Annotated in this window: 21 protein-coding genes; 10 read left to right on the top strand and 11 right to left on the bottom strand. The window is 35.3% G+C overall.

Translation table 11 applies throughout. The features are described from left to right. Positions 1–47: 47 nt before the first annotated feature. The 5 genes from BM201_RS16950 (at position 48) to BM201_RS16930 (ending at position 4,577) form a co-directional block, all read left to right on the top strand. Positions 48–464 (top strand): LexA family protein, encoded by a 417-nt coding sequence (locus BM201_RS16950; RefSeq protein ID WP_092544818.1) that lies wholly within the window; start codon positions 48–50, stop codon positions 462–464. Beyond that, positions 464–1,720, top strand: coding sequence for a Y-family DNA polymerase (locus tag BM201_RS16945; RefSeq protein ID WP_092544816.1), 1,257 nt, complete (start codon positions 464–466; stop codon positions 1,718–1,720). Before BM201_RS16950 ends, BM201_RS16945 begins: the two co-directional genes overlap by 1 nt. 97 nt (positions 1,721–1,817) lie before the next feature. Then, positions 1,818–2,165 (top strand): hypothetical protein, encoded by a 348-nt coding sequence (locus tag BM201_RS16940; protein ID WP_092544814.1) that lies wholly within the window; start codon positions 1,818–1,820, stop codon positions 2,163–2,165. A 121-nt stretch (positions 2,166–2,286) separates the two neighbouring features. Continuing rightward, positions 2,287–3,102 carry a helix-turn-helix domain-containing protein gene (locus BM201_RS16935; RefSeq protein WP_092544812.1) on the top strand — a complete coding sequence of 272 codons (816 nt, stop codon included), beginning with the start codon at positions 2,287–2,289 and terminating at the stop codon, positions 3,100–3,102. An 80-nt stretch (positions 3,103–3,182) separates the two neighbouring features. Then, positions 3,183–4,577 (top strand): S41 family peptidase, encoded by a 1,395-nt coding sequence (locus BM201_RS16930; RefSeq protein ID WP_092544847.1) that lies wholly within the window; start codon positions 3,183–3,185, stop codon positions 4,575–4,577. Here BM201_RS16930 and BM201_RS16925 read toward each other — a convergent pair. Then, a complete protein-coding gene (locus BM201_RS16925; protein WP_092544810.1) occupies positions 4,574–6,100 on the bottom strand; it encodes a hypothetical protein in 1,527 nt (508 codons plus the stop codon). The genes BM201_RS16930 and BM201_RS16925 overlap by 4 nt on opposite strands. 1,017 nt (positions 6,101–7,117) lie before the next feature. Between BM201_RS16925 and BM201_RS16920 the strand changes: the two genes are divergently transcribed. Continuing rightward, positions 7,118–7,657 carry a hypothetical protein gene (locus BM201_RS16920; protein WP_092544808.1) on the top strand — a complete coding sequence of 180 codons (540 nt, stop codon included), beginning with the start codon at positions 7,118–7,120 and terminating at the stop codon, positions 7,655–7,657. Between the two features lie 240 nt (positions 7,658–7,897). Here BM201_RS16920 and BM201_RS16915 read toward each other — a convergent pair whose 3' ends face one another. From BM201_RS16915 to BM201_RS16890, 6 genes are all read right to left on the bottom strand, one after another. After that, positions 7,898–9,337: a type IV secretory system conjugative DNA transfer family protein gene (locus BM201_RS16915; RefSeq protein ID WP_092544806.1), complete on the bottom strand. Its 1,440-nt coding sequence runs from the start codon at positions 9,335–9,337 to the stop codon at positions 7,898–7,900. Positions 9,338–9,349: 12 nt separating this feature from the next. Then, complete coding sequence (gene mobB, locus BM201_RS16910; RefSeq protein WP_092544804.1) at positions 9,350–10,384, bottom strand: MobB family relaxase; 1,035 nt, start codon at positions 10,382–10,384, stop codon at positions 9,350–9,352. 11 nt (positions 10,385–10,395) lie between these two features. Further along, complete coding sequence (locus tag BM201_RS16905) at positions 10,396–11,016, bottom strand: BfmA/BtgA family mobilization protein (RefSeq protein WP_245758686.1); 621 nt, start codon at positions 11,014–11,016, stop codon at positions 10,396–10,398. A gap of 387 nt (positions 11,017–11,403) precedes the next feature. Continuing rightward, on the bottom strand, positions 11,404–11,604 hold the full coding sequence (locus BM201_RS16900) for a hypothetical protein (RefSeq protein WP_245758685.1): 201 nt from the start codon (positions 11,602–11,604) through the stop codon (positions 11,404–11,406). A gap of 12 nt (positions 11,605–11,616) precedes the next feature. Further along, positions 11,617–12,066, bottom strand: coding sequence for a JAB domain-containing protein (locus BM201_RS16895; RefSeq protein ID WP_092544800.1), 450 nt, complete (start codon positions 12,064–12,066; stop codon positions 11,617–11,619). Positions 12,067–12,140: 74 nt separating this feature from the next. Beyond that, positions 12,141–12,479, bottom strand: a complete 339-nt coding sequence (locus tag BM201_RS16890; RefSeq protein ID WP_092544798.1) for a single-stranded DNA-binding protein — start codon at positions 12,477–12,479, stop codon at positions 12,141–12,143. Between the two features lie 1,484 nt (positions 12,480–13,963). Between BM201_RS16890 and BM201_RS16885 the strand changes: the two genes are divergently transcribed. Beyond that, complete coding sequence (locus tag BM201_RS16885) at positions 13,964–14,413, top strand: UPF0158 family protein (protein WP_092544796.1); 450 nt, start codon at positions 13,964–13,966, stop codon at positions 14,411–14,413. A gap of 34 nt (positions 14,414–14,447) precedes the next feature. On the opposite strand, the gene BM201_RS16880 is transcribed toward BM201_RS16885, so the two are convergent. Together BM201_RS16880 and BM201_RS16875 are read right to left on the bottom strand one after the other, a co-directional pair. Then, positions 14,448–14,837 carry a response regulator gene (locus BM201_RS16880; protein ID WP_092544794.1) on the bottom strand — a complete coding sequence of 130 codons (390 nt, stop codon included), beginning with the start codon at positions 14,835–14,837 and terminating at the stop codon, positions 14,448–14,450. Then, positions 14,830–17,364, bottom strand: coding sequence for a PAS domain S-box protein (locus BM201_RS16875; RefSeq protein ID WP_092544791.1), 2,535 nt, complete (start codon positions 17,362–17,364; stop codon positions 14,830–14,832). Before BM201_RS16875 ends, BM201_RS16880 begins: the two co-directional genes overlap by 8 nt. An 885-nt stretch (positions 17,365–18,249) precedes the next feature. Here BM201_RS16875 and BM201_RS16870 point away from each other — a divergent pair. Next, entirely contained in the window at positions 18,250–18,591 is a 342-nt protein-coding gene (locus tag BM201_RS16870; RefSeq protein ID WP_092544789.1) for a hypothetical protein, read from the top strand. A 336-nt stretch (positions 18,592–18,927) separates the two neighbouring features. Here the strand turns inward: BM201_RS16870 and BM201_RS16865 are convergent, their stop codons facing one another. Together BM201_RS16865 and BM201_RS16860 are read right to left on the bottom strand one after the other, a co-directional pair. Beyond that, the gene (locus BM201_RS16865) at positions 18,928–19,677 is read right to left on the bottom strand and encodes a LytR/AlgR family response regulator transcription factor (protein WP_092544787.1); all 750 of its coding nucleotides are present in this window, start codon (positions 19,675–19,677) and stop codon (positions 18,928–18,930) included. Between the two features lie 144 nt (positions 19,678–19,821). Next, positions 19,822–20,640 carry a helix-turn-helix transcriptional regulator gene (locus BM201_RS16860; protein WP_092544785.1) on the bottom strand — a complete coding sequence of 273 codons (819 nt, stop codon included), beginning with the start codon at positions 20,638–20,640 and terminating at the stop codon, positions 19,822–19,824. 335 nt (positions 20,641–20,975) lie between these two features. Here BM201_RS16860 and BM201_RS16855 point away from each other — a divergent pair, with 335 nt between their 5' ends. Together BM201_RS16855 and BM201_RS16850 are read left to right on the top strand one after the other, a co-directional pair. Continuing rightward, a complete protein-coding gene (locus BM201_RS16855; protein WP_092544783.1) occupies positions 20,976–24,131 on the top strand; it encodes a SusC/RagA family TonB-linked outer membrane protein in 3,156 nt (1,051 codons plus the stop codon). 16 nt (positions 24,132–24,147) lie between these two features. Next, entirely contained in the window at positions 24,148–25,617 is a 1,470-nt protein-coding gene (locus tag BM201_RS16850) for a SusD/RagB family nutrient-binding outer membrane lipoprotein (protein WP_092544782.1), read from the top strand. Positions 25,618–25,628 lie beyond the last annotated feature (11 nt).

The raw sequence follows: 25,628 nt of genomic DNA, 5'->3' as shown, positions 1-25,628 counted from the left end.
AATTATGGAAATATACCTAATTTTGAAAACTCGTATCATTATGAGTTATGAAAATTTACAAAAATTATTCTTTAGTTGTACTTCGCTTACCACTGTTTAATTGTGGTATATCAGCAGGTTTCCCATCACCTGCAGACGATCATTTAGAAGATAGAATTGACCTGAATCATGAGTTTATTAAGAACAAGGATGCCACATTTTTTGGTAGAGCCGAAGGGGATAGTATGGAAGGAGCAGGTATAAGTAATGGTGATTTACTGGTTATTGACAAAAGTTTGAAACCAAAAAGTGGACATATCGCAGTTTGTTTTTTAGATGGTGAGTTTACAGTAAAGAGAATACGAATTGAAAAAAATGTTATTTGGTTAATAGCGGAGAACAAGAAATATGCTCCCATCAAAGTAACCGCTGATAATGAATTCGTGATATGGGGAATAGTTACAAACGTCATTAAATATTTATAATGTTTGCACTAGTTGATTGTAATAACTTTTATGCTAGTTGCGAGCGTGTATTTAACCCCTCACTTCGCAACAAACCTGTTGTGGTACTTTCAAATAATGATGGTTGTGTCATCGCACGTTCCAATGAAGCCAAAGCCCTAGGTATTCCAATGGGTGCACCTGCATTTCAGTTTGAGAAAGACTTTGAAGCCAAGGGAATTCATGTTTTTTCGAGCAATTACGCCTTATATGGTGATATGAGTAATAGGGTTATGAATATCCTCTCCACCTTTACACCGGAAATAGAAATTTACAGTATTGATGAGAGCTTTTTAAAATTCGAAGGCTTTGAGCTTTATGACCTGGAAACTTTGGGAAAACAGATGATAGAGAAAGTATATCGCCATACCGGAATTCCAATTAGTGTGGGTTTAGCTAAAACCAAATCTTTAGCCAAGGTTGCCAATAAAATCGCAAAAAAATTTGCTGAAATAACAGGAGGAGTTTATGCTATTGATTCAGAATTAAAAAAGGAGAAAGCGCTACGCTGGACTAAGATCGGAGATGTTTGGGGTATTGGACGACAGCATGAAAAACGTCTTTTAAATATTAAAATTTATAATGCCTGGCAATTTATACAATTGCCTAATGAATATGCCAGAAAGGAAATGAGTGTGGTCGGTCTTCGGTTAAAAAGAGATTTGTCCGGAGAGTCTACTTTGGATTTTGAAGAAATTAAAAACAAAAAAAATATAGCTGTGACTCGTTCTTTTGAAAAAATGTATGAGGATTATGAAGATCTAAGAGAGCGCGTAAGTACTTATGCAGCAAAAGCCGCTTATAAATTACGGAAGCAGGATAGCAATTGCACGTTAGTGTATGTCTTTCTACTTACGAATAGGTTTAGAAAGGATTTAAGACAATATAAAGCGAATTTGGTGGTCAACTTATCATATCCGTTAAACTCTACTATAGTATTAACTAAAGCTGCTTTATATGGATTGAAACGAATTTATAGGAAAGGTTATCAGTACAAAAAGGCAGGAGTAATTATAATGGGGATAAGCCCGGCCTCAGAACGACAATTATCGCTATTTTCTAATGAAGATCCAAGGCATCATGTTTTGATGAAAGTCATTGACCGGTTGAATCGGACCGAGAATGGCAAGGTTAAATTTGCAGCTCAGGATCTTGGGAGGACCTGGAAAATGAAACAGGAAAGACTTTCAAAAAGATATACCAGCAGAGTAGATGAGATCATAAGAGTGAAATGTTAAGTTTTATTTAGGACTACTCTATATAAAATTGAATTATCTTAACCTAATGATAAATAGATGTTTATGTTTTTTAGTCCTTAGTTTTTGTTTTCATTCGTTGATTGGCCAACATTATACTTCTCCGTTTACACATTACCTGACCATTAATGAATTTGATGTAATTGATAGGGAGATCGATATCGACACCACTAAAAAGGAAATGAGGCTTACGACTTTTGATAATAAGGGTGATATCCCAACAAAAATTGTTCAAGCCTATACTATTATGGGAGAGGTGGAAGATTTACCTGATGGAGGAAAAGGCTATTTATTGGAACATAAAATAGGTAAATTAAAATACAGAGCCATGTATCTACCTAATGATGGAGCTCCTTATTTTCTGATGGAGCGATTTGAGGTACCTGTAGATCATTTGGAACGGATGGTAAGGTTTTTATTGGATTAAAACTGGTTTTATAGTATTATTTTAAATAGGTTATCTTAGTATATGAAAGTAAATCAGCTTTCCCCGGTATTATTGCAACCTCTATAGTTTTCAATCGTATTTATAGAAAACTTAGATCATATTGGAAACTTTACTATTTAAACCTCAAAACCCTTTATTAAAAAAGCATATTCAGTATTTTCTATTTTTCCGAAAAAATAGCAATAATCCGTTCGGCTATAAGAGTTTCGCAAATACTAATATATGTTTAGCCTTATATCAGGCTTCCACAGTCTTTTACAATCCTAAAGACTCAAATAGATGCACAGTATTAGCTAGTAGCGATGAACCCACATGCCGATTATACGGAGCCCATCAAAGCGCATTTGAAGTTGAGGTGCATGGCAGCTTGGATCAGGTTTGTGTTTTGTTTCATCCCGGTAGTTTAAAGATGTTTACCCGGGAACATATTGATACACTTTTCAATGAAGAACTTTTATTAAGTGATATCTTTAAAAATACGCATCATTCTTTTCTGAATCGGTTGTTTGATGAAAGAGATTACGCTACGAGAGTGCTATTACTAGAGTCTTTTTTTCTCAGGTTATTCAACGGCAACACAATTGATAAAAAACGCTTAGCCGAAATGCTCCAAGCTGAACAAAAGTATGGAGGCGTACAATATTCTGCAGGGATGAGTGCATCTACACTTTATCGGCGGTTTTTAGATCATTTTGGTCAAGGCCCCAAATCTTATCAAAAAACTATACGGTTTCGTAAATCATTGAATGTTTTAGCCGAAACCTCTGATTTTACGCAGCTCGCTCTTCAACTAGGATATTTTGATCAATCACATTTCATCCGGGATTTTAAAAGTTTTACAGGATTGGCACCTGGTATTTTCAAGGCTAAAATGAATCGCGTACAGAATGAATTTACGTGGATTACTAATGTATAAAATTGAATGATTTTTACAATTTTAAAAAATTTTGATGAAGTTTCTTTGTAGTCGAAATGCATCACCAAAATCAAATCATTATGTTTCGACGATACTACTCTTTAATTTTTTTCATTTTTTTAAGTGTTCAATTTGTAGCGGCTCAAGAATGTGACTGTACTCATGCTTTATCCGCATTGATTAAAAAGGTAGAAAACGAATATCCGGGATTTAAGGAAAAAACAAAAGATGCTTTAATCTACAATAATCAAAAGAATGCTCTTTACCAGCGAGCAAAAATCATCACTAAGAATTGCCTGCCTGTTTTGGAAGACTATGTAAATTTTTTCAATGATAGTCATATATGGCTTATAGAAAATAAGAAAGCACGAGATGTAAATGATGAATTAAAAAGCACAATTATCAACATCGATCAATTTTTAAGTCAATCCGAATCAACAGATCCTTTGGAAGGTATTTGGACTTCTGATAATTATAAGATAGGAATAAAAAAGAAGGGAAGAGTATATGAAGGATTTGTACTTGAATCTGAATCGGATGAGTGGCCTAAAGGGGCTTTAAAATTAAAGATCAAAGATAGTGTCATAGAGTATGCTTTTAATGATCATGTTTTTCGTGAAGATACATATTCCTTACACGACAATTCAATTCTGCATTTGGATAAGTTCCGCATCAATTTCATTCGGCAATCCGTAATCGCTCAGAATCCAGATAAGGATTCCCTGCAACTAAAGCTAAATAAAATTGATGGACTGTATTTTGAGAAGTTAAGTTCGAAGACTGCATATATAAGATTATCAAATTTCAGTTATAGGTTTGTTGAGCATATCGAGGCTATCATTGAAAATAATAAAAAACAATTAGAAAAAAGTCATAACCTAATTATTGATCTTAGGGGAAATGGAGGGGGCACTGATGACGCTTATCAAAAATTACTTCCCTATATCGCAACAAATCCTTTACGTCATATAGGTGTGGAATATTTGGTTACTCCAACACTCATTGAAGGTTTAGAAAATTATTTAGATAAGCTTGAAGATACAAAGGAAAATCGTGATGATATTATTCGATTAACTAAACAAATAAAATTATTTAAGGAGCATCCCGGAGAGTTTGTAAATCCCAAAAGTTATTCAGTGGAAGTTACTTCTGTTGACAGGGCAAACAATTCCCCTGAACAAATTGTTTTTCTTGTAGATGAAGAAGTAGGCAGTGCTGCAGAAAATCTACTATTACTTTCCAGACAAAGTAAAAAAGTTAAGATCATGGGTAGACCTAGTTATGGAGTTTTGGATTATGCTTCCGCTAGAATCTTCAATTTTGGTTGTACTGATTTTCAACTGGTTCTACCAACATATAGGTCTTTACGATTGCCAGAATATCCTATTGATAATATTGGTGTACAGCCTGATATTTATCTCGATAAAACAATCTCGAATTGGGTCAAATTTGCTATAGATTATTTAGAATTTTAATTAGTATTGAAAGAATGACTATTTTGCTTCCCGTCAGGATAGTAAATTACGACCTTATACATTCCTCGTGGTAAATTAATTGTAAGTCTATCAGAAGTCGAGTAGATATTGAGAATGGGAACAGCATTTTCTTTGTAGATAGAATACTCCTCCTGATTATAGAATTTCACTAATGCAGGATTGGATTTTGGAGTCGTTGTGGCTGTTATTTGAAAATCTTTTTCCGGGTACACTTTTTCCAAAGAAGGCTTTATTTGATTTATAAGGTAATAGTCATTTATTTTTTTGGTTTGACCTTTAATAAGTTCAAATGGGATAAGGCTTAATTCGTGGGAGGAACCACCTACAAATTCTACTTGGTTAATACTAAGCGGATCAATAGCCGACATTTCTTTAAAATGCGTAGCCATTCGTTTCCCGTTTTCGGTAGGGGATTCGAGAATATGATCAATACCGGCATGTACCAATACTTTTGCTTTCGGATCTTCAAGAATTTCCATAAGCTGCTGCGCTTGTCCTAATTCCCTATTGATTTGCGGATCTTGATTTTCATAAGACACCAGCTTAAAGCCTAATGCTGAAGCTTTTCGAACAAGATGTGCAAAATAAGCTTCCTGAATATAATAGCCCGAGTTGAGGGTAGGGTATGGACGCTTTTCATTAATTTTAGAAGCCTGTAAAGGATTGGTTAGTGCTTCCAATGCTAAATGAGTATAGCCTATTTCTTTTAAACCTTTTAATAGAGAAGTGGTGAATATCCGGTGTTTTGGATACCAATGATTTTCGTTCACCATGACTACCCGGGTGTGCTTTGCTTCACTTAAAATTTTATCAATGACTTCATCTCCGTAAAATACTTTCGTGTTATCCAGCTTTGAAAGCATTTTAGATTGTTTATCTATCCTTTTACGCTCGTATTGCTGTATCAGGCTGTCCTGAGTTGGATTGTTCTGCATAAAAGAATTAATGGTAGCAAGATATTGAAATTGCATCCATTGTTGTTGTAGGCTATCTGAAACCGGAGCATCGATAAGTGTTTTAGTAGCGCTTATATAATTGATATCCTTGCGTACCTGATTGAATACATCAGCATAGGAGAGGGCATTAGTAGAATCAATACGAAAGCTAACCGAATTCATGATATCTGCACCATCCTTAAGCATGCTTTTCAGTCCCTTGTTGTCGTTCATCGCTCGCATAAGCATGAAAAGCGATTGATCATCCTTTTGTAATTTATAGATTAGGCTCAATCGTGTCGAATCTACAGATAGCAGCCTTAGGGAATCATTGCCTTCCTTTTGATTGGATAAAAATAATAAGGTTTCATATTCAGGATTGACATTGGTTTTGGCATAGGCCAGCAGGTTTTTTAGCTCGAGTTGATTGTACGGACGTAATATAGTTTTAATATAATTTTTATCGACCTTTTCTAAATCTTGAAATTTGGTATCACCGAAGTATTTAATAGTTAGCGGTATTTCGGGGTTTATTAATCGAGAATCGTTGGTATAATTATATTTCAAAAGAGGATGGTAGGAAGTACAACTTGTTATGACCAGGTATAATATAATTATTATAGATTTTAATGAGGTGCTCATATCAGAAATTTGCTCAAATATATAAAACTAAATGATTAGTTGAAAGAGTGGGGCAAATTATTCAGATTTTTATAGAGAGTGTAACAGTTGCGGAAGTAAGCTGTCTTTAGAGCAAAGAGTTATGAAAAAGTTTTATTTCCTGGTATTTCTATCATCACTAAGTTATGGCCAGCATTCCGGGCTTGAAGAAATCCTCTCTCGGGAATTCGAAGCGGGACATTTTTTATAAATACAACTATAAATTAACTTCTTCAATCTTGAGTATTTTACACCTAAGAGTTAAATCTCGTGAATTTTTGTAACTCTCACGTTTTTACATAATATTATATGAATAATTAAAATTTTCAGCTTTAATATGTAAATAAAACTTAATACTTGATCAATTATCTTAGTTATTTAAAAGATTTAATTATTTGTGTACTATATAATAATTGTATGTCCAGTATAGTGGATTTATTCTTTTTATTTAGTTCAATTTTTTTATTAATCATATCCGCATTATTAGCTGCTATCTTTCTAAATTTTATTATTGAATCTAGAAATCGTTATAGTTATTTCTAATATTACGGTTATACCTAAAATTATCATTTATGAAAAAAAAACAAGTTAATCGAAGCATGGAAAAATGCAGACCTGAGCCTTAACATAAAAAACCCGGTATCTATCAATCGAAAATTACTAAATCAAGTTAGTGGTGGAGGCGAATCTGCAGGATACATTTGTACTATAAGTGCAGAATGTCACAATAGAATATTCTGTAATTTAGTGCTTTCCGAAAACGGGTAAGTCCTCAATTCGAATTGGTATCTAATCACTAAATTATTATATGAAAAAAGATTACGATTATTTTTAGAATTTAAAATAGATATATGGAGTAATAATTTATGGGCAAATTTAATTTTTACGGCATATTTTAAAAAAGAAAATTTATAAAGTGATATTATGAAACTTAACGAAGAAGACAGAATAGAAATTTTTGAAAATTCCATAAGTTGGATTGTAGTTTTAGCTATGTTTATTTATGGTTTCGGTAAAATCTTACAATTTGAGGGAGCTTCTGAAGTTGATAAAACAGTTGCTGAATTAAATGGAATGGAATTAATGTGGGCATTTTACGGTTATTCAAAATCCTTTGCAATTACGTTAGGCATTTTTGAAGCGGTTGGCGGACTACTGATCCTAATAAAAAGAACTCGAATTATTGGCTGTCTTTTCACATCTACCATCCTCATAAATGTTATCCTACAAGACATATTTTTTGAGATTCATTTAGGAGCCTTAAAAGCAGCAATTTTTTACCAAGTTCTAATCTTAATCATATTATGGTTAAGAAGAGAGAAAATAATTGAAATTATAAGGATATTAATAAATTCGAAAAAAGTTGAACAATCCAAATCTAAATATTTTATTAAGTTTATTATTGCTTTTGTGATTTTTGTTAGCCTTAGGATTTTAGAATATTATGTAACTATTAAATGGTGACTAATTTTATAAAATAAATTTTTTATTTAAAGTTAACAATTATTTACCCAAATCTCTCTAGTTTTAATTTGTCATATCTATCGGGAGGAGGTCATTTTTATAGTTCTGGCTGTACTACCAGAACTATGAAATTGGGCTTAGGCTACAGGTGCCATTTTTCCGACGGCATTATTAAAATTTGTGGAGTGCCAAATCACCTGGACTGAGGTGATTTTCGATCATTGGTAATAAGCACTTTATTTAAGATAACATCTTTCGAATATCATTATAGATTTGTTGCAGGTTAAACTGAAGGTCTTTGTCTTCGACACTCAGGGCGGATGGCGGTACTTGTTTTTCAATTTTCGGATGCCGAAAACGCACCAATTTATCCTTCCCATCGGCGAATGCTATAAATTCCCCCTGTTTGAGGGTAAAGAACAGGCTGGCACGTCGTTTAGCGATTTCCTTTTCCCCTTGTGTAATTCGGCTTTCCATACTTAGGCCACTACTTTTACTCACGCTTTTAGTAGGCGCTTTAATCAGTTCAAAAAAGCGTTCATAATAATTAGCGGTATCCGGATCATTTACCTTTCCAAAAAACTGGTAGGAGAGATTGCTTAATATGGCTTTACTGGCCTTATCCCCATACAACAGATCATTTTGTACCTTATCCTGCATCACGTAAACGGTACTGATATCATAGCTTCTTAGGGTAGCCGGGATACGATGCATATTGGGAAGTTTAAGGGTAGGGGCTTCTTCCATGAGCAGGAAGGAAGGATTTCGTTCACGTTCACTCATTTGTTTGATGATGGTGTGCATAATCATGGCGATAATCGGGGAGTAGGCCGTATCGTATTTCGGGTGATTCACCAGGGATATAATGGATTTATGTTCCGTTGTATTAATATCCAGTGGCACTTCATCTTTAGAGAGCACATACATCAATTTCCGGGAGCTTAATTTTTTCAGGGCGTTAGCGAGGCTACTTTTAATCCCTGCCGTTTGTTTTTCAGAATCGAGGCCACCGATAAATGCGGAGGCCATACTTCTGGCGGTAAGATCAGTTTTTAGCAGCGCGACTAGTTTTTTTGTACTTACCGATTGAAATAGAGCAATGATATGTGGCAGCGTACAATAGTTGGGATAAGCGGTTTTCATTTTCCAGATAATACCACTGAAAAGGCCTTCAACGGCGTCCGAGAAGAATTTATTGGTACCGGTAGCACTGGCCATATTATGATCCAGCAGGTTTTCCAGTAGTACCCGGGAGGTTTCATTCACACTCTCTTCATTGGGCAGGTATTTAGGAGCAATAGGGTTCACGCGATAATGGATCTGATCAAAGCCAATAGTATAGAAGGGAATGTTCTGTGCTTTAAAAAGGGGATACGCCATCTCGGTCAATTCAAAATCTTTGTAATCATGAATGACTCCGGCGAAATCATGCTGACTAAAATGCTGAAGGATGGTATAGACGACACTTTCCGTTTTTCCACTCCCAGCAGAACCAATCACGGAGACCCCTCTGCGAATATTGTCAGCTTTAAAATTTCCGTTTCGGAGTTTAAATCGTATCCGATAGCGTTTATGCAATTTTTCTGTGTCGCCTCCGGGAATCAGGGCATAAACAAGCGTGGCCAGAAATAGGACAGGCAGGAGAATAAAAATACAGATAGCTTCAAAGTTCCAGTTCATAGTTAAAAAGATTTAAATTCCGATAGATCCTGCCTCAATAGCACGTTTCACTCCACGTTTAAGCTGATGGATTGCTTTTAGGGTCAGTTCCAGGTTATTTTTAGGGATATGAAGTTTAGGAGCGTTGATCCCCGCTTTTTGTAATAGGGAGAAGGCCAGTTTCTGTTCCTTTATGGGAAGCTTTTGTAAGCTCAAAAAATACGATTTAGGCTCTTTAAGAAGCAGCTTCCGGGATTGGTAGGCTTCGGCAAAGTTCCGCTGGTAATTAAAAAGTCGGTCGAAGCTTTTTTCCGCATTGTTAAAAAACTGGTTACGATCAAAGCCCCGTTTAATACTTTTCCCATGAAGTTCCACTTCGGAAGCCCGGTGTTTACTTCCGGGGGAGAGGCTGTATCGATTTGAGCGATCCTTTCGACTAACGACAATATGGATATGACTCTGAAATCCCGGTTTTTCCATGCCGCGAACGATGCGTTGTCCACGAAGTTGATGCGGCGCTTTTTGTTCCAGTTTGATAATTTGCTTGTTCAGTGCTTTGATATTCCCGGTTTGTCGCCCCTGTTCAATATTCCTAATTTCATTTTTGAGTGCCAGGATTTTGGTAGCAAAGGATTGGTTTTCGCGGATCTGTAGATCATGGCCTTTAAAGGATCGATGTCGTTCAATTTTCGCATAATATTTAATATCATCAACCTTCACGGGGCGACCATCGATTTCACGGTGAAAAGCTTTAGCATAATCTTTCATGGCCTCCCGGGTAAATTCTCGCAAGGCCTGCGGAGCATCCTTTATGGCTTTTAATTCGCGCTCACTCGGGTTAAGGGTAATGGAATAGAATTTCGGTTCTTTTTGTTTCAGTTTAGCCGTATTATGATCAATTTCCTGAATCACCTGTTCCGGTTGAATCCGATCCTGTGACTGATCAAAGAAATATTCCATTTCATCGGGCTGAAGACCTTCATTTTCTTTTTCCAGGTATTTAACAAAAGAACCTGAACTTTTCGGGAATCCCGCATTTGTCTTTTGGGCAGATATAGTGATATACATAGAATAGATGTTTAGAAGTTATTTCGTAGTTTTTCAAACTCCTCGGGGGAGATTTCAAGTTTATAGAAGTCTTTACCAAAGGTATTTTTGGTATAGCGCAGCTGTCCCGATAATTGCAGAAACAGATTTTTATAGTGACTAAGTTCCTGTTGCATTTCGGTATAACGGTTTTGGTAATAGAGGAGCTGTTCATCACGGGTTAATTCTTTATTGTTCCCTGTATCAGGATTAAAAATCCCCTTCTCACCATCCTTCTCATTACTCTTCTCGCTACCCCTCTCACTACCACCGTCATTAAAGACTTCAAAAAAATCCTCTTCCTCCTCATCATGTTGGACCTGGGTGATTTCCTGGAATAAGGTATCGAGCATAGCTTTGGTAGGCAGGGTTTGTTGTTTTTCGATATTTCGGACAATGGCGATCAGGGCATTAATTCGCTTTCGGGTAGTATCACTTTTAATTCCCAAGTCATCGGAGGGGAGGAGATTATTGTAGGAAAAAAAGTTAAGCATAGCTTCCATGGTATCGGTATTGGATAGGGAAAGTTCACGGGAGAATTTTCGAAATCGATCCGCGACTGCCTTTTTAATACTGATGGCTGAAAACCGGTATTTTTGATATTGACTTTCCATATTTACTGTAAAAAATTGCCTGTTTACGGGGGATTTGAAGGGATTTACAGTAAAAAGCACTGATAGTCAATGTTTTGAGTAATTTTAAGTAATTGAAAACCAGTATTTTAAGTAGTAAAAAAGGACTGAGACATCGCTATGCGTGTCACCCTCTTGCTATTCCAATTTCCGTCCCGCAGGGACCCAAATTTCCAGACATCCCACCAATGTGAAATGCCTTTATTATTTTATGGATTGGTCATTTAAGGAAAGTCAAATCACCCAATAATCGGGATTAAATAATGACCAAAAGTGTTGTCAGTCAACTTTCTAAAGATACGATTTAAAAGAAATACCCCATAGAAAAAGCCCTCATTTAATAAGGGCTTGTTTGGTGGTTTTTAGTCGTTACATTTTGAATACAAAATAATAATTGTATAAATTTCGTATCGTTTGCTCTTCCAACAGTTTGTCGTAATTGGCGCAGTGATGTTGGGCATAGCTTTTTAACTGCTTGCCGAAGCGAATTTCAACTTCTTTTTTAGACATCGAAATCAAGCCTTCCTGTGTTTCACTATCAAGCTTAGTATAACTCAAATAGCCCATCATTGAAATTTCAAATTATAACAATCCATTATCGGCAAAACTGTAATAATCTCCATTAGGAGCGATAATGATATGATCCAAAACATTAATATCAAGAAGCTGAGCCGCCTCTTTAATTTTACGGGTCAATCGTCTGTCCGCTTCACTGGGTACAAGTTTATAGCTTGGATGATTATGGGCTAGTAGAATCCCTACGGATAAGGTCTTTAATACAATTGCAAAAAGAATGCGAATATCTACCAAAGTACCCGTAATACCTCCAACGGATAAAGGGTAAACCCCTTTCACTTTATTAGAATTATTCAACAACAGGATTTTAAAGCTTTCCTGTAAACCTATAGTTCCTTTATCCCAGTTATTATAAAGTAATTCCGCTGCGTGCTTGGAACTTTTGATCGGGTCAGATTTTAAGGTTTTGATTTTTTCCCGATAGCTTATCTGTATTTCATTAACTTTGTCTTTCATTGTTCATTTTTTTAAAGTGAATAATTAAAAGAGGGCGCAATTTTTGACGGTGACGCCCTCTTTGATTTTAAAGTTTACGCTTTACCACCTAATAATAGGATTTCAGAAGCTAGCACTTCGGTAACATATCTTTTTACCCCTTCTTTATCCTCATAGGAACGAGAAGTTAATTTTCCCTCTACGGCAATTTCTTTGCCTTTGCTTACATAATTTTCAATGATTTCAGCAGTTTTACCCCAAGCCACTACAGTATGCCAGTCGGTGGATTGTATCTTTTCACCTTTACTGTTTTTGTAGTTTTCATTGGTCGCCAATGATAAACGAGCTACTTTTTTACCATTGTCAAGCTTGGTGGTGCTAGGTTCTTGTCCTACATTTCCGATTAACTGCACTTTGTTTCTTAGATTACTCATAATTAAAAGTTTTAGAGGTCTACCCGGAGGCAGACGGTTACACATTGATTAAAAAAATTGATTTACTTATTATATCCGGAAGCGTTTTTCTATTTTTTGATTTTTTAGTTTCCTTCCGAATAGATATGTAGCTGTTGATTTCATATTGAACTGTTTTGATTTACTTCCCATAGTGCCGTATAGCTGTTATCTTTTTTTGATGCTTACACGTTTTCAATATTTTGGATTGATAAGGACTTATAAAAGCGAGTAGGGGAGCGGCTTATGCAGTCCGGTTCAACTTCAAAATATTGGTGTTTTGCAACCCAAAAAAAGAAGGCTAAGGGGCAACTGGAGTGAATTAAAAACCGGTTAGGAAGAAACAGTACCATAGCCGGAAGGGAAACTAAATGAAAAGTGAGATCGATTTAGGAGGAGCAATGGGGATGAAGACGTTATAAATAATATTTAGGGTTTTTAGATATTTATAATCAGGTGTTAAGAAACTCAGTGCTCTGTGGTAATGGAAATATATAGAATGAATCAATTCTTTAATAATCAATATTTCAGACGATAATGAGATTATTTTTTCGCAATTTAATTTGATCAGCGATAGCATTCATTTTGGAAAGTGATTGTTTACGATCTATATAAATTTATCATAGAACCCTTTTGTAAGGGTAATATCCCTACTATTTTTTGTATTCAGGAAGGCCAGATCTCAAAATTAGTACAGAATTTTCCGCAGCAATAATAATTTGAACAATAGTTAATTAGTTGTCAATTATGATTTGTTTAATTTTATATAATTATGATTAAACTAAATTAGGCTAAAATTGCGGATTGAAATAGAGTTGGTTAGTTACTTATTTAGTTTCTAAAAGGAGAGTAGCCCCAATTGCTCTCTTTTTCTATTTTCAGGATAACATAATATGAAAGAAATCAGTTCGGTAGAAGTATTATTTATCATGATTGGTTTAGTTGTCTTGATTCTGGCCATCATTCTCTTAGAAAAAACTATAAAATCCAATAAACGTTTAAAGTCCTTTCTAATAAAAAAAGGTTTCAGATTATTTTAAATTGAAATAGCTAATATGATTTTTGAACGTGTAGATCTTAGCATTGAAAATCGCTTAAATTATAACTTATGCGTGTTTTTTATAAGCTTTGATTGATATCTGATTATAGCTATGTTATTGCAATATGAGGTTGTCTACTGATCCTTTATTGTTTATCTGATTTTTAAAATTATTTGGAAAAAGTTATTGGTTTTAGATTAAAATGACAGGCAATCAAAGAATCGATTGGACATCGCCCATTTATCATTGAGACTGATATTATTGAATCTTCCGAGAGTAAAGCTATAAGTCTGTAAAGGCTGAATAAGCTTTTCGGACTATCTATCCGTGGAGATTGAAATTTAAGATTAAAAAGACCAACAAACTGGAAGTCGTAGCTAATCTGATTTATATTTTACTTATTTTAGTGGTAGAACCTGTTAGGCTTTGGAACAAAATATTTTAGATTTTGGTGTGAACTACGATGATGATATCATTAAAGAGATAGCGGAATTAATTGATTGCGGGCATATATGCTTTTTACATACTGAGCAAGCTTTAGTGGAATATTACCCAAAAGACATTGATTTGTTTTATGGTGAGTCCAACCCCTGGCAAGATATCATTGATAAGGTTGCAGGGGATCAGGAGCATTATATTCGAATAGAGCAAATGAGTTCCTTCCAATCTTTTCAGGTGATGGAAGATTTTGTAGCAAATAAAGTAGATTCTTTGAATTTTCGATCTTCCTTAGAAGAAACTTTGAGAAGACCCGGACCATTTCGACACTTTAAATATCAAGTGGAGCAATCGGCTTATCGGGAGGCATGGTTTGACTTTAAAAGCCAATGTAATATTGATTGGGTGAGATTACAACTGGCTGATCATGGGGTCTAGAACTATATAGTTAAAATGGTCTAAAAAATTTACGTTATTCTTCTACTTGCTTTCTTATATTATCGATTTGTTCCTTACGTAAGGGCTTATGATGATATCCTCTAATTTTAGAGCCATATTTTTTGACCCTATCTAAATCACGGGGATCAATAGAGGAGGAGGTCACGTAGATGGCGATTGGAGCCAGCTTTTCCTGAAGAACAAACCAATCAAGAAACTCCCAGCCATCCATTACCGGCATATTAAGATCTAAGAAAATAATTTCCGGCAACTTTTCATTTTTTTGTAGTTCTGCGATGGCTTCTTCTCCATTAGGGAAAGTTTTGATTTGCTGCGCAAAATTTTCCATATTCAGAAGAAACTTCAACCCAAAAATAAAGACGGGATCATCGTCAATGATATACGTATGAAATGTTTTAGGCATGTTTCAAAAATATCTTAAAAGTGGTCCCAATGTTTGGTGTGCTCTCGACTTCGATTTTTCCACCCATAGCTTCAATTTGATTTTTGGTGATAAATAATCCAATTCCTCTTGCTTCTTTATGCTTATGGAAGGTTTTATACATACCAAATAGTTTGTGACCATGCTTTTCTAAATCTATTCCCAGTCCATTATCTTGGATTTCCAACATCACGAAACTATTAATATACTTCGATCGAAAGCTTAATTTTGGTGCTTTATCGAAGGATCGATATTTAATCGCGTTAGTAACAAAGTTAAATATAATACTTTCTAAATAGGCTGGAATTACAAGGACCTTAACATCGGGAGCAACTTTATTTTCAATTTTTATCTTTGTTTCTTTGATATATGCGTTAATATTATGCAGTTCCTTCTCAATAACACTTGAAAGTCCCAAGGATTCCAATTCGTCTTCGTTAGTGTCGTGTAGTGTGGCGACTTCATTAAGATGAGAGATGGTTTCATTTAATTGTTTAGAGGCCGTGAGTAGCATTTGAGGAATTTCTTCCTGGCGAAGCTGATCATACTGACTTAGGAGTAAGTCAAGCAGCATACTAATATTTCCGGTGTGTGAGCGCAGATTATGCGAGACGATATGGGCGAAATTATGAAGGCGATCATTTTGTTTTTGGGTGATTTCCAAAACATTTTTTAGAGCTTCCGAGGAGGCTTTTAAAGAGCTAATATCTGTTAATTGAGAAATATAAAATAGCGGATTTTTCTGAGGATCACGTACTACGGAAACGGATAGTATAACACTAACTATTTTGCCGGTTTTATGAATATATCTTTTTTCGAGCTCATAACTTTTTCTTTTTCCAAGCTTAACTTCGTTCAATAAATAAAGGTCACTATCCAGGTCGTCAGGATGTGTGATTTGTTGGAAATTTGTTTTTAAAAGTTCCTCCTTCGAGTATCCTAGAATTTTACATATTTTAGAATTCACGCGCATCCATGATCCATCAAGATCAACAAGAGCCATTCCTATCGGCGCTTTTTTAAAACTGTTTTTAAAGGTCTGTTCGCTAAGACGTAGCTGATTTTCTGTCGCAATACTATCACTCATGTCGTAAAGTGTCATAGCTACTCCGATGATCTCACCTAATTCGTTAAATAACTGTATTCCATCCGCTTTAAGTGTTCTTTTGTATTGATCATTTTGAATGGTGAACTGTCGATTTTTCAGTTCTTCATTACGTAATAATTTTCGTAAAGGATGATCGGTAAAAATTTGATCTCCGGACAATTCATTTAATTGAATATGGTCGATAAATTGCGGTTCCCCAATCTCTGCCGATTCATTTAGGTGAAACCATTCTCTGGCGGTGTCATTATACAAAGTGAGTCGTCCCCGGGTATCACAGGCGATCATGGCTACAGGTAAGTTGGCACAAATCATAGCCATATATTGAAAATACTGTAATTTTTCAAGTTCCAGTTTTTTGAGTTTATTAAGGTTAGACACCTGAATGATCACTCCACCAATATGTTGTTGATCGTACCATGGGGTGATCTTCCATTCCCGCCAGTTATCCTGGAAAGAGTTCTCTTCTCTAATGATTTCTTCGAAGATCGGTATCTCATTATTGATGATCCTCTCTATTCCTTCAGTAATAGCTGGAATATGGGGAATAGACTCGGCGATCTTACTAACGCTAAGCTCCTGACCAGCATGAAATTCTTCCAACCATTCTTGAGTATAGGAAAGTATATCCAGTGATTTATTGGTCATCGCCACGGCAGCGGGGAATTGTCGTATAAAGGTTTTAAGGACTTCTTCCTGATTTTTTCTTTCCGATATTTGTTGATGAAAACCGATCATCCATTCTGGTTGATCATCCTTCCAGCTAACCACTTTCCCCTGGTCATATACCCAGATCAACCTTCCATTCCGGTGTCGCATTCGAGCTTCGCTTTCATAAATCAGGCTGTGGCCATCAAAATGTTCCTGTAATAGACGTTCACATTTTTTTGCATCATCAGGATGTGCTAATTCACTCCAAGTAGATACCGAAAAAGGTTGCAATTCTTCCATGCGGTATCCTAACTCTTGAGCCCAAAACGGACTTAAGTATACCTCCCCGGTTTGAATATTCCATTCCCAAAATGCAAGTTTAGCACTGGTTAGGAGACTTCGGATGGCAAGTATTCTTTGATCAATTTGATCGATATTTTTTGTTTTCTGCTGTAATCCAAGGATTTGAAATGTATCCTGCTGAAAAGTGGATACCTTAAAAGCGATGGACTTCCCTGATTTTGATAAAATATCAATATCCTGATGTTTTTTCTCCAGATGAGTTTTATTGATCCTATTGAGGATAGCAGGAGGAATATCCTCTTTATAGCCAAGTACATCAGCAAGTCTGGCATTGGCCCAAATTTCATTAGTGATGGAATTTAAAAGAATGATCCCATCATAGCCATGGTTTTGTGCAAAATCAAAACAGGCTTCCGATTTTTGGATTAACTGGTATAAGGGGGATCTCATAGGATAACATTAATTTGCTCGATAGATGAATTACGAAAATTTAATGTACAGAAATATTTAAGAATATAAGGTTTTAAATATAAAATTATCCAGTAAACTTTTGGTGTCTGATCTTCTTAGGAGGGAAAACTAGTGCTGGTGGTGATATGAAATGATTTTTTTAGCTTCTTGATTCTTGTATTTTACTATTAATGAGGTATGGAGTACGTCTGGAAGGGGAGCGTCGTTTATATTCACTCAATAAATCATGAATGTACGCTTGATTTATTTTGGCAGAAGCATCAACATTAGAACGCTGAAATTGTAGGTTAATATTATAATTATACATCCCATGTTGAACGCTAGGCTTAATGATAAGCTTCATCGAATAAAAGATGAGTTATAAATAAAAACAAAGAATTCTCTGGCAAGATTTATGGAATGCTTTATATACAGTGTCGTAGAATTTGTTAGTCCAACAGTATACCCATGAATTGACACTTTTTAAGTTTTTTAATAATAAAAATTTAGGGAAGGCTAGTCAGCACCTTTGTATTGTTGTTTTTCCGTTAGTATTAAAATTAAAACTCAATTAGGGATCGAAAATTGAAAAATCTTCGGTTAAATGTATAAATTATCGACAAAATAAAATTTCTTTTTAAATATGAGTTAAATATAGATTTGCTATTTCGGTCTGTTAGTTTATCACTTATCTTGATGAGAAATAATGATTATGAAGGGGCCGAAAATTAATTTTGTTGTGTTTATTTCGGTGATGATATTGGTAGTGATAATTATAATTTTTTATTTATTTCTGGAGTACTCAATTTTATCGTAGTGAAACAAATTTACATTAAAGCTACTGTAATTGTCAAAGTAAAGCATGATAAGTAAAATGCCTATGTTATGTATTTCAAAATTTATAAGCAGGAAGATGGTTTTTTTCGATTTGAATATAAAAGCGATCATGGTGATTTTTTATTTCAGGGACTAGGGGTTTTTCGTTCGTTAGATCACTGTAAGAAAGGAATTGATTACTTTAAAAATGAATCGATGTATGAAAGTTTCTTTTCACGCGAGACAGATTCAGGCGGCAATCCCTTTTTCTTAATGTTGGATCAAACAGCTAAGAAGTTAGGAATCAGCGATATTTACAGTAGTTTCACCTTAATGGAGCGAGATATCGATGTTCTAAAAGCGCAAATTTATGCTTCTCCCATAGACGAGGAGGTTGAGAGTGAGGAATGAAGCTATGATCTCTTAGTGAATGAGCACTAAACTATATTTCATTCTAACTACAGCAGTAGTAATATCTTAGAATTGTTGAATTTTTTTACATGATTAAACTTCTTTTTACGGGATTTAGATCCTAAAAAACATCAAAGTACCATTCAAATCATTTCCGGGGCTATTCGAATCATATCAAAAAAATGAGGCTTAATCTACTGTATCTTTGATTAAAATAATTTGGTAAAAAAAGGTAGCATATATTTTTTTCTTATTAAAGTTATTTGATTTAGCCTAAAAAAAAAAGCCTGTGGAAACACAGGCTTTTTCTTTATTGATATTGGAAGGATTGGCGTTTTAGATTGCTAGCTTTTCAGTAAAGGATTTACGATGTGATCTGCTTACATGAAATAATTTTCCATCTTCCATGCGAACATCCAGCTCTGATTTCTCAGAATGTATAATCTCCTGCAGAAAATTAATATTGATAATATAAGATCGATGAATTCTAAAAAAGTAATCTTCTTGAAGTAAATGAAATAGCTTTGTTAGTGATTCTCTAATGACATGCTTTTTATCTTTAGTATAGATTTCCGCGTAATAACGGTCTGCTATAATATATTTAATGTTGTTTACTTTAATGAACATGGTTTTATTTCCCAGTTTAACTGGTAAAGATCTTAAAAGGATGGGTACTTGCGGATTGAACTGCAAATTTCCCATAACCTGATCACCGAGTTTTAGGTATTCTTTGATCAACATCACTTTATCGATGCTTTTATAGAAACGTTGCTTGTTGAAGGATTCGATTAAAAAATCCTGCGCGCCGTAATCAAATGCATGTACAGCGTTCTTAGTTTCCTTCGAATATAAAATAAAGATCGACTTTTTCGGTTTATTTCTTATTTGATAGATAAACTGAGAGGTAGCACTGAAATCAGTATCCATGTTAAGAAAAAATAGATCAGGTTCCTTCGTTTCAGCGATATCGATTGCGGAGTTAAAGTCTTCAGCATCAAACACTTTAAATTTTTCTGTTTTATTATGGAGTAGATTACATATTTCTGATCTCTTACCAGGGTTTTCATCTACAATTAATATCTTCATAGTCCTTCATTTTGCGTTCGTTATTTCGATGTAAATAGCGTGTTCGATTACAAAAGTAGATAGATCACTAAGAAAAATACTGTAAATAAATTCATTTTCTATAGTCAGTATTTTTCTCAGAATTTCTTTTAAGTTTAATGTATATTAACTAATTCGATAATTTATTTTTTCAAAAACTTCGATCAGACTTTTATTCTTAATCTGATTGAGTTCTTTAGGGGTGATCCCAGTGAACCGAGCAAAATCTTTTTTAAGGTGTGAATAATCAAAATACTCATTTTGATAGATTGCCTCCTGAATGCTGTAAGAATTTCTAAGAATGCTACGAAGAAAAAAATTGAAGCGTATCAAGCGGATATAAAAATTAGGTGGCAAACCTATATATCGCTTAAAATATGAATGAAGGCTACTTTTTGATACAGGGAAGTGGTTGAGGATTTCCTGTATTGTTGTTTTGCCTTCTTTTTCAAAAATCATGTTAATAATTGGAGTAAGGGGTGTTGGTGCTGACCATTGATGAATAAATGGAGATAAATTCTTAATTATTATTTTTTCCGCCTCTTTAATATCAATCACATTTGAAAGACGGTTTCTTAATTGTAGAAAAAGTTCTTGAAGAGCAGGAGGAAGTAGCGGAAATAAATTTTCCGGAGGCATATTTTCCGGCAATTCGACAATATTATATAGGAGATCTGGTTTTATACCGATAGCAATGAGTTTGGAGTGATTTGAAGAACCCAGGTGATAAAAATTTTCTACAGGCTGGACTTCTACAGGTCCAATTTCAGGTTTAGATCCTTGCGAGGTAATTTTGCTGAAATTTCCATAAGTAAAGCATATAAATGCCTTTCCGGATCCGATCAATAAATCCTTTTCAACGGTATTTACATATTGAATTAAAGATAAATTGATAAATAATGGATGCGAATCCAGATCCTTATGTTGAAAAACAAATGGTTGCATAAAGGTGATGAGATGTTAGAGGTGATTATTCAATGATTGATGAATTATGAATAACGATAATTAAGATGATTTCTTTTGTGTAAAATTTCGAATTGTAATTTTTGGTCGACTATAGATACATTGCTTGTTTGAATATTTGATAAAAAACAACGTCAAAAATAAAGTATTTATTAAAATTTAAAGAATTTTATATGTCAAAGAAAAATTAATATTTACAAAAGGATTCATAAATGTTGTTGTTGGTATCAGATATTTTACCACTGGAATCATATTGCAAATTCGCTACTTTTTTACTGTTAGATTAGCCGTCCTAATTTTTAACGAAGTAAAAATTTATGAGAATTCACTACAATTTAGGGTGCTTGTTACTCTTTTTGCTAACAAGCATCTCAACATTTGCACAAAACAACACCATTACCGGGACGGTCTCTGACACCGATGGCATGCCATTGCCTGGGGTTAATGTTATTGTGAAAGGAACCAATAATGGGGTTCAAACAGATTTTGATGGAGAGTATTCTATCAAAGCATCGGAAGGTGATGTGTTAGTATTTTCATTCGTGGGAATGATTACTGCAGAGATCACCGTTCAACAAGCCACAACTATCGATGCCACATTAGAGCAAAACACGGCACAACTTGATGAAGTTGTGGTCACTGCTGTTGGTATTGAAAGAGAAAAAGCTTCTTTAGGTTCTGCTACCACCACTGTAAATGCAGAGGAAATAACCAGGGGTGCACAATCCAATATTGCCGATGCTCTTAAAGGGAAAGTAGCGGGGGTTAATATTTCTGCGGCTTCAACAGATCCTGGAGCTTCTTCCGGAGTAATTATTCGTGGTATTAGTACCATGGGAGGTTCAAATCAGCCTCTGTATGTAGTTGATGGAGTGCCGATCAATAATGGATCTGCATTTTCTAGCAGTCTAGGAGGGGGATATGACTTTGGTCGTGGTTCACAGGATATCAACCCGGATAATATCAAAAGCATGACAATTTTAAAGGGGGCATCTGCCACTTCTTTATATGGTTCAAGAGCTGCTAATGGTGTAATTATTATTACGACCAAAAGTGGTCAGTCCGGTAAGCTAAGTGTTGAGTTGGGCAGTACCTCATTCTTTACAAGAATTTCCAGAACACCTAATTATCAATCAACTTATGGGCAAGGATGGGATTTTACTCATCGTTTAAATGAGAATGGTTCTTGGGGGCCAAGGTTTGATGGAACTCCTCGAGTATGGGGAAATGTTGTGGATAATTCGCAACGTCTGAAGCCATACTTATTTCAGGAGGATCAATTAGAGAATTTCTTTGATACAGGGACCTTCTTCCAAAATAATATTGCGGTTTCCGGAGGTAATGAAAATTCTACGGTACGTTTATCTTATTCCAATTTACAACAGGATGGGATATACCCAACAGATGCTGATAGTTATGATCGTAATACTATTGGTTTAAGTGCCCAAAGTAAAATGGGGAAATTAAAAATTTCCGGGAATTTAAATTATGTAAATACGGAAGGTGCTTCTGTTGCTACCGGTCAAGGCTTGACGGTATTAAATAACCTATTACAGATTCCTAATGATTTAAACATTACAGAATTTAAAGACTATAATAATAAATTCAATAATATATCAAATTATTATACACCCTACGGTATCACCAATCCATATTTTACCTTAAATGAGGACGGATCGAATTATGAAAAGGAGCGTGTTTATGGTGCTTTAGAGGCCTCTTATGATCTGACTGACTGGTCAAAAGTAACCTATAGATTTGGTTTGGATCAATATACGGATAATACACAGTTTTGGACGGCTATTGTAGATCCTGAACCTGGATCTCCAAACGCTGGGTCTTCTACAGTTCAACCAGGTTCCTATTCTGAAAGTACAAGAATGGTTAAGCAGTTAAACCATGATATTCTTTATGATTTAAATGCTGAGGTAAATGAAAACTTAGGAATTCAATCTACTTTCGGATTCAATTATAATATCCGGACTTCAAGATCCCTTGCAGCTTCCGTAGGAAGTCAGGATCTATTTGGTTTTTACAGTTTAAGTAATTCCGGAGAAAATCCACAAGCTAGTTCATCTGAAAGCGAGCGAAGACTTTATGGTCTATATAATAATACGACATTTAGTTTTAAAGACCAGTTGTATTTAACCGGAAATATTAGAAATGATTGGTATTCCACGCTTCCGGAGGAAAATAGATCTGTACTTTACGGAGGGATAAATGCGAGTTGGTTATTTACAAAAACCTTTGAAGATATAAGCGAAATTCTGAATTATGGTAAGCTAAGAGCAGGCTATGGTGAAGTTGGGGTAGATACTGATCCATATCAGATTAATCCGGTATATGTAGCAGGAAGTGCCGATAATCAGGGATTTGGTAGTCTGAATTTCCCTCTAGGAGGTGTTAATGCTTATGAGGTAGGAAATCGTGCTGCGAATCCAAATTTGAAACCGGAACGAAGAAAGGAATTCGAGGTAGGTTTAGATCTTGAATTTTTCAAAAGCAGAATTTCCCTTGATTTCACTTATTATAATGCCCGTGTAGAAAATCAAATATTATCCTTACCTCTAGCGGCAACAACAGGTTACACAAGCCAAACAGCAAATTTGGGAGAAATTAGTAACGAAGGAATCGAAGCTCTTTTAAAATTAGCGGTTTTCAGAAACTCTAAAGGATTTAATTGGAATATGGCTTTTAATTTTGCTACGAACGATTCAAGATTAGAAAAACTAGATGAGCGTTTAACCCAGGTTTCTTTAGGAGGTTTAAGTACAACATCGCTGGTAGCTCTGGAAGGCATGCCTTTAGCCCTGATCGAAGGGTCTGTGCCACAGACTAATGATGAAGGACAAATCGTAGTAGACTCCAACGGTATTCCAATCGCGGCAAGTACTAAAGAAATATACGGCGATACACAGTATGATTATACACTAGGTTTTACTAATGAATTTTCATATAAGAATTTATCTTTAAACTTCACATTTGATCTACGTGAAGGAGGATTAATGTACAGTCGTACAGCGGATATTACCCGGTTTGTAGGAAATTCAGTAACTACGATGTATAATGACAGGCAACCTTTTATTGTGCCTAATTCTGTTCAGCAATCCGTAGCCGATGATGGCAGTATAACTTATGTAGAAAACACTACTGCAGTTTCCAGAGCAAATATCGACGATTACTATAGTGCCACTGCCTTAAGCAGAAATACGGTGATCGATAAATCATTTTTGAAACTTCGAGAAGTGGTATTGAGCTACAGTATACCAGGAAAAATTATGGATAAGACTTTTTTAGATAATCTTTCACTTTCCATAATCGGAAGAAATTTATTCTTATGGACTCCAGAGAGTAATCAGTTTATCGATCCTGAAATTTCCACTTTTGGTACGGATTTATCCAGTCAATTCGGAGAATTTAGTGCTAATCCAAGTACAAGAAGCTTAGGATTTAGTGTAAAAACAAGATTCTAATTTAGATATTATAATTATGAAGAAATTAATAAACTTACTTTTTATTTCATTACTCGCGCTTACGTCCTGTAGTGATGATTTAGATATAAATACCGATCCTAACACCCCCCAGGAAATCAATAAGGGGCTTGCATTATCAGCAGCTCAGGGATCAATCACAACGATTATGGGTGGTGAGTTTTTCAATCTAGGAGGAATGTATGCGCAGTTTTACACCCAAGCGCCTAGTGCAGGTCAGTATGAAGCTATCGATCAATATAATTTGGATACCGACTATGCTAATAGATTGTGGACAGAGCTTTATGCTGGCGCACTCAATGATCTAGAATTCGTGCTCAATGAATCTAATGAACAGGGAGATACGGGAACTTATCTTATTGCCACTTGTTTAAAGGCCTACACCATGCAATATCTTGTAGATGTTTTTGGTGATGTACCATATAGTGAAGCTTTCCAGGGGAGTGATAATATTTCTCCATCTACAGATCCAGGAGAGGAGATTTATCTTGACTTATTAAGTAAGGTCGATGAAGCATTGGCGGCTTATGAAGAAAGTCCTATGAATAGCGATGTCGGGCAGCAGGATTTAATTTTTACGGCAGACATGGATAACTGGGTACAATTTGCGAATACCTTAAAGTTAAAATTATATTTAAGAATGTCGAATACCAGTCAAGCCAACAGTGCGGCTGTGACTTCATTATTAAATGAAGGGAATTTTTTAAGTGAAAATGTATCATTTACGGCCTTCACAGATGCTACCTCGAAAAGAAACCCATATTATGAAGTTCAGATCCAGGAATTAGGAGATGTGAATGACGTAGCAAGTAATTCCTTGCTTGAATTTTATGCAAGAAACGATGATCCACGATTAGAAGCAGTTTTTAAACCAAATACGGAAGGCGAATATATTGGTATTGAACAGGGAATCGGTATACTGGCGGAACCTTATGGAGGTTATCAGGCACAGGAATTTGCCCGTCCTGATATCCAGCCAACCACTCCAGTATACCTTATGAGTTTACCGGAGAGTTCTTTCCTTCAGGCAGAAGCTTATGCAAGATATGGCAGCAGTGAGCAGGCGCAGCAGAAATATGAGGAAGGAGTGATGAGGTCTTTCGAATTATATGGCTTATCCACTGCAGATGCTATGGATCTGATCAATGCCGATGGAGCTTATGCTTTTGATGCAACAGCCGAATTAGAAGATCAGTTAGAAACGATTATGAATCAAAAATGGGCTGGTCTTGCCAATGTAAATAATATTGAGGCGTGGATAGAAACCAGAAGAACGGGATATCCACTTTTAGTAGATGCTCAGGATCCAGCTTACGAAGAAGGAAGGCGAATCTATTCTTTGGCTTCTGTACTACCAGGCGGTCAGATTCCCTCAAGTATATATTATCCAGATAATGAAGTTCAGAGAAATAGTAATTTGACACAGAAGCCAAATCTTTTACAGGAAGTTTGGTGGAATCAGGACTAATTAAAACAAGA

Origin of the sequence: Zunongwangia mangrovi, assembly GCF_900112105.1 — a bacterium.
Lineage (GTDB): Bacteria > Bacteroidota > Bacteroidia > Flavobacteriales > Flavobacteriaceae > Zunongwangia > Zunongwangia mangrovi.
Note: the sequence above shows the minus strand (reverse complement) of the source record. Positions and strands in the feature narration are given on the sequence as shown.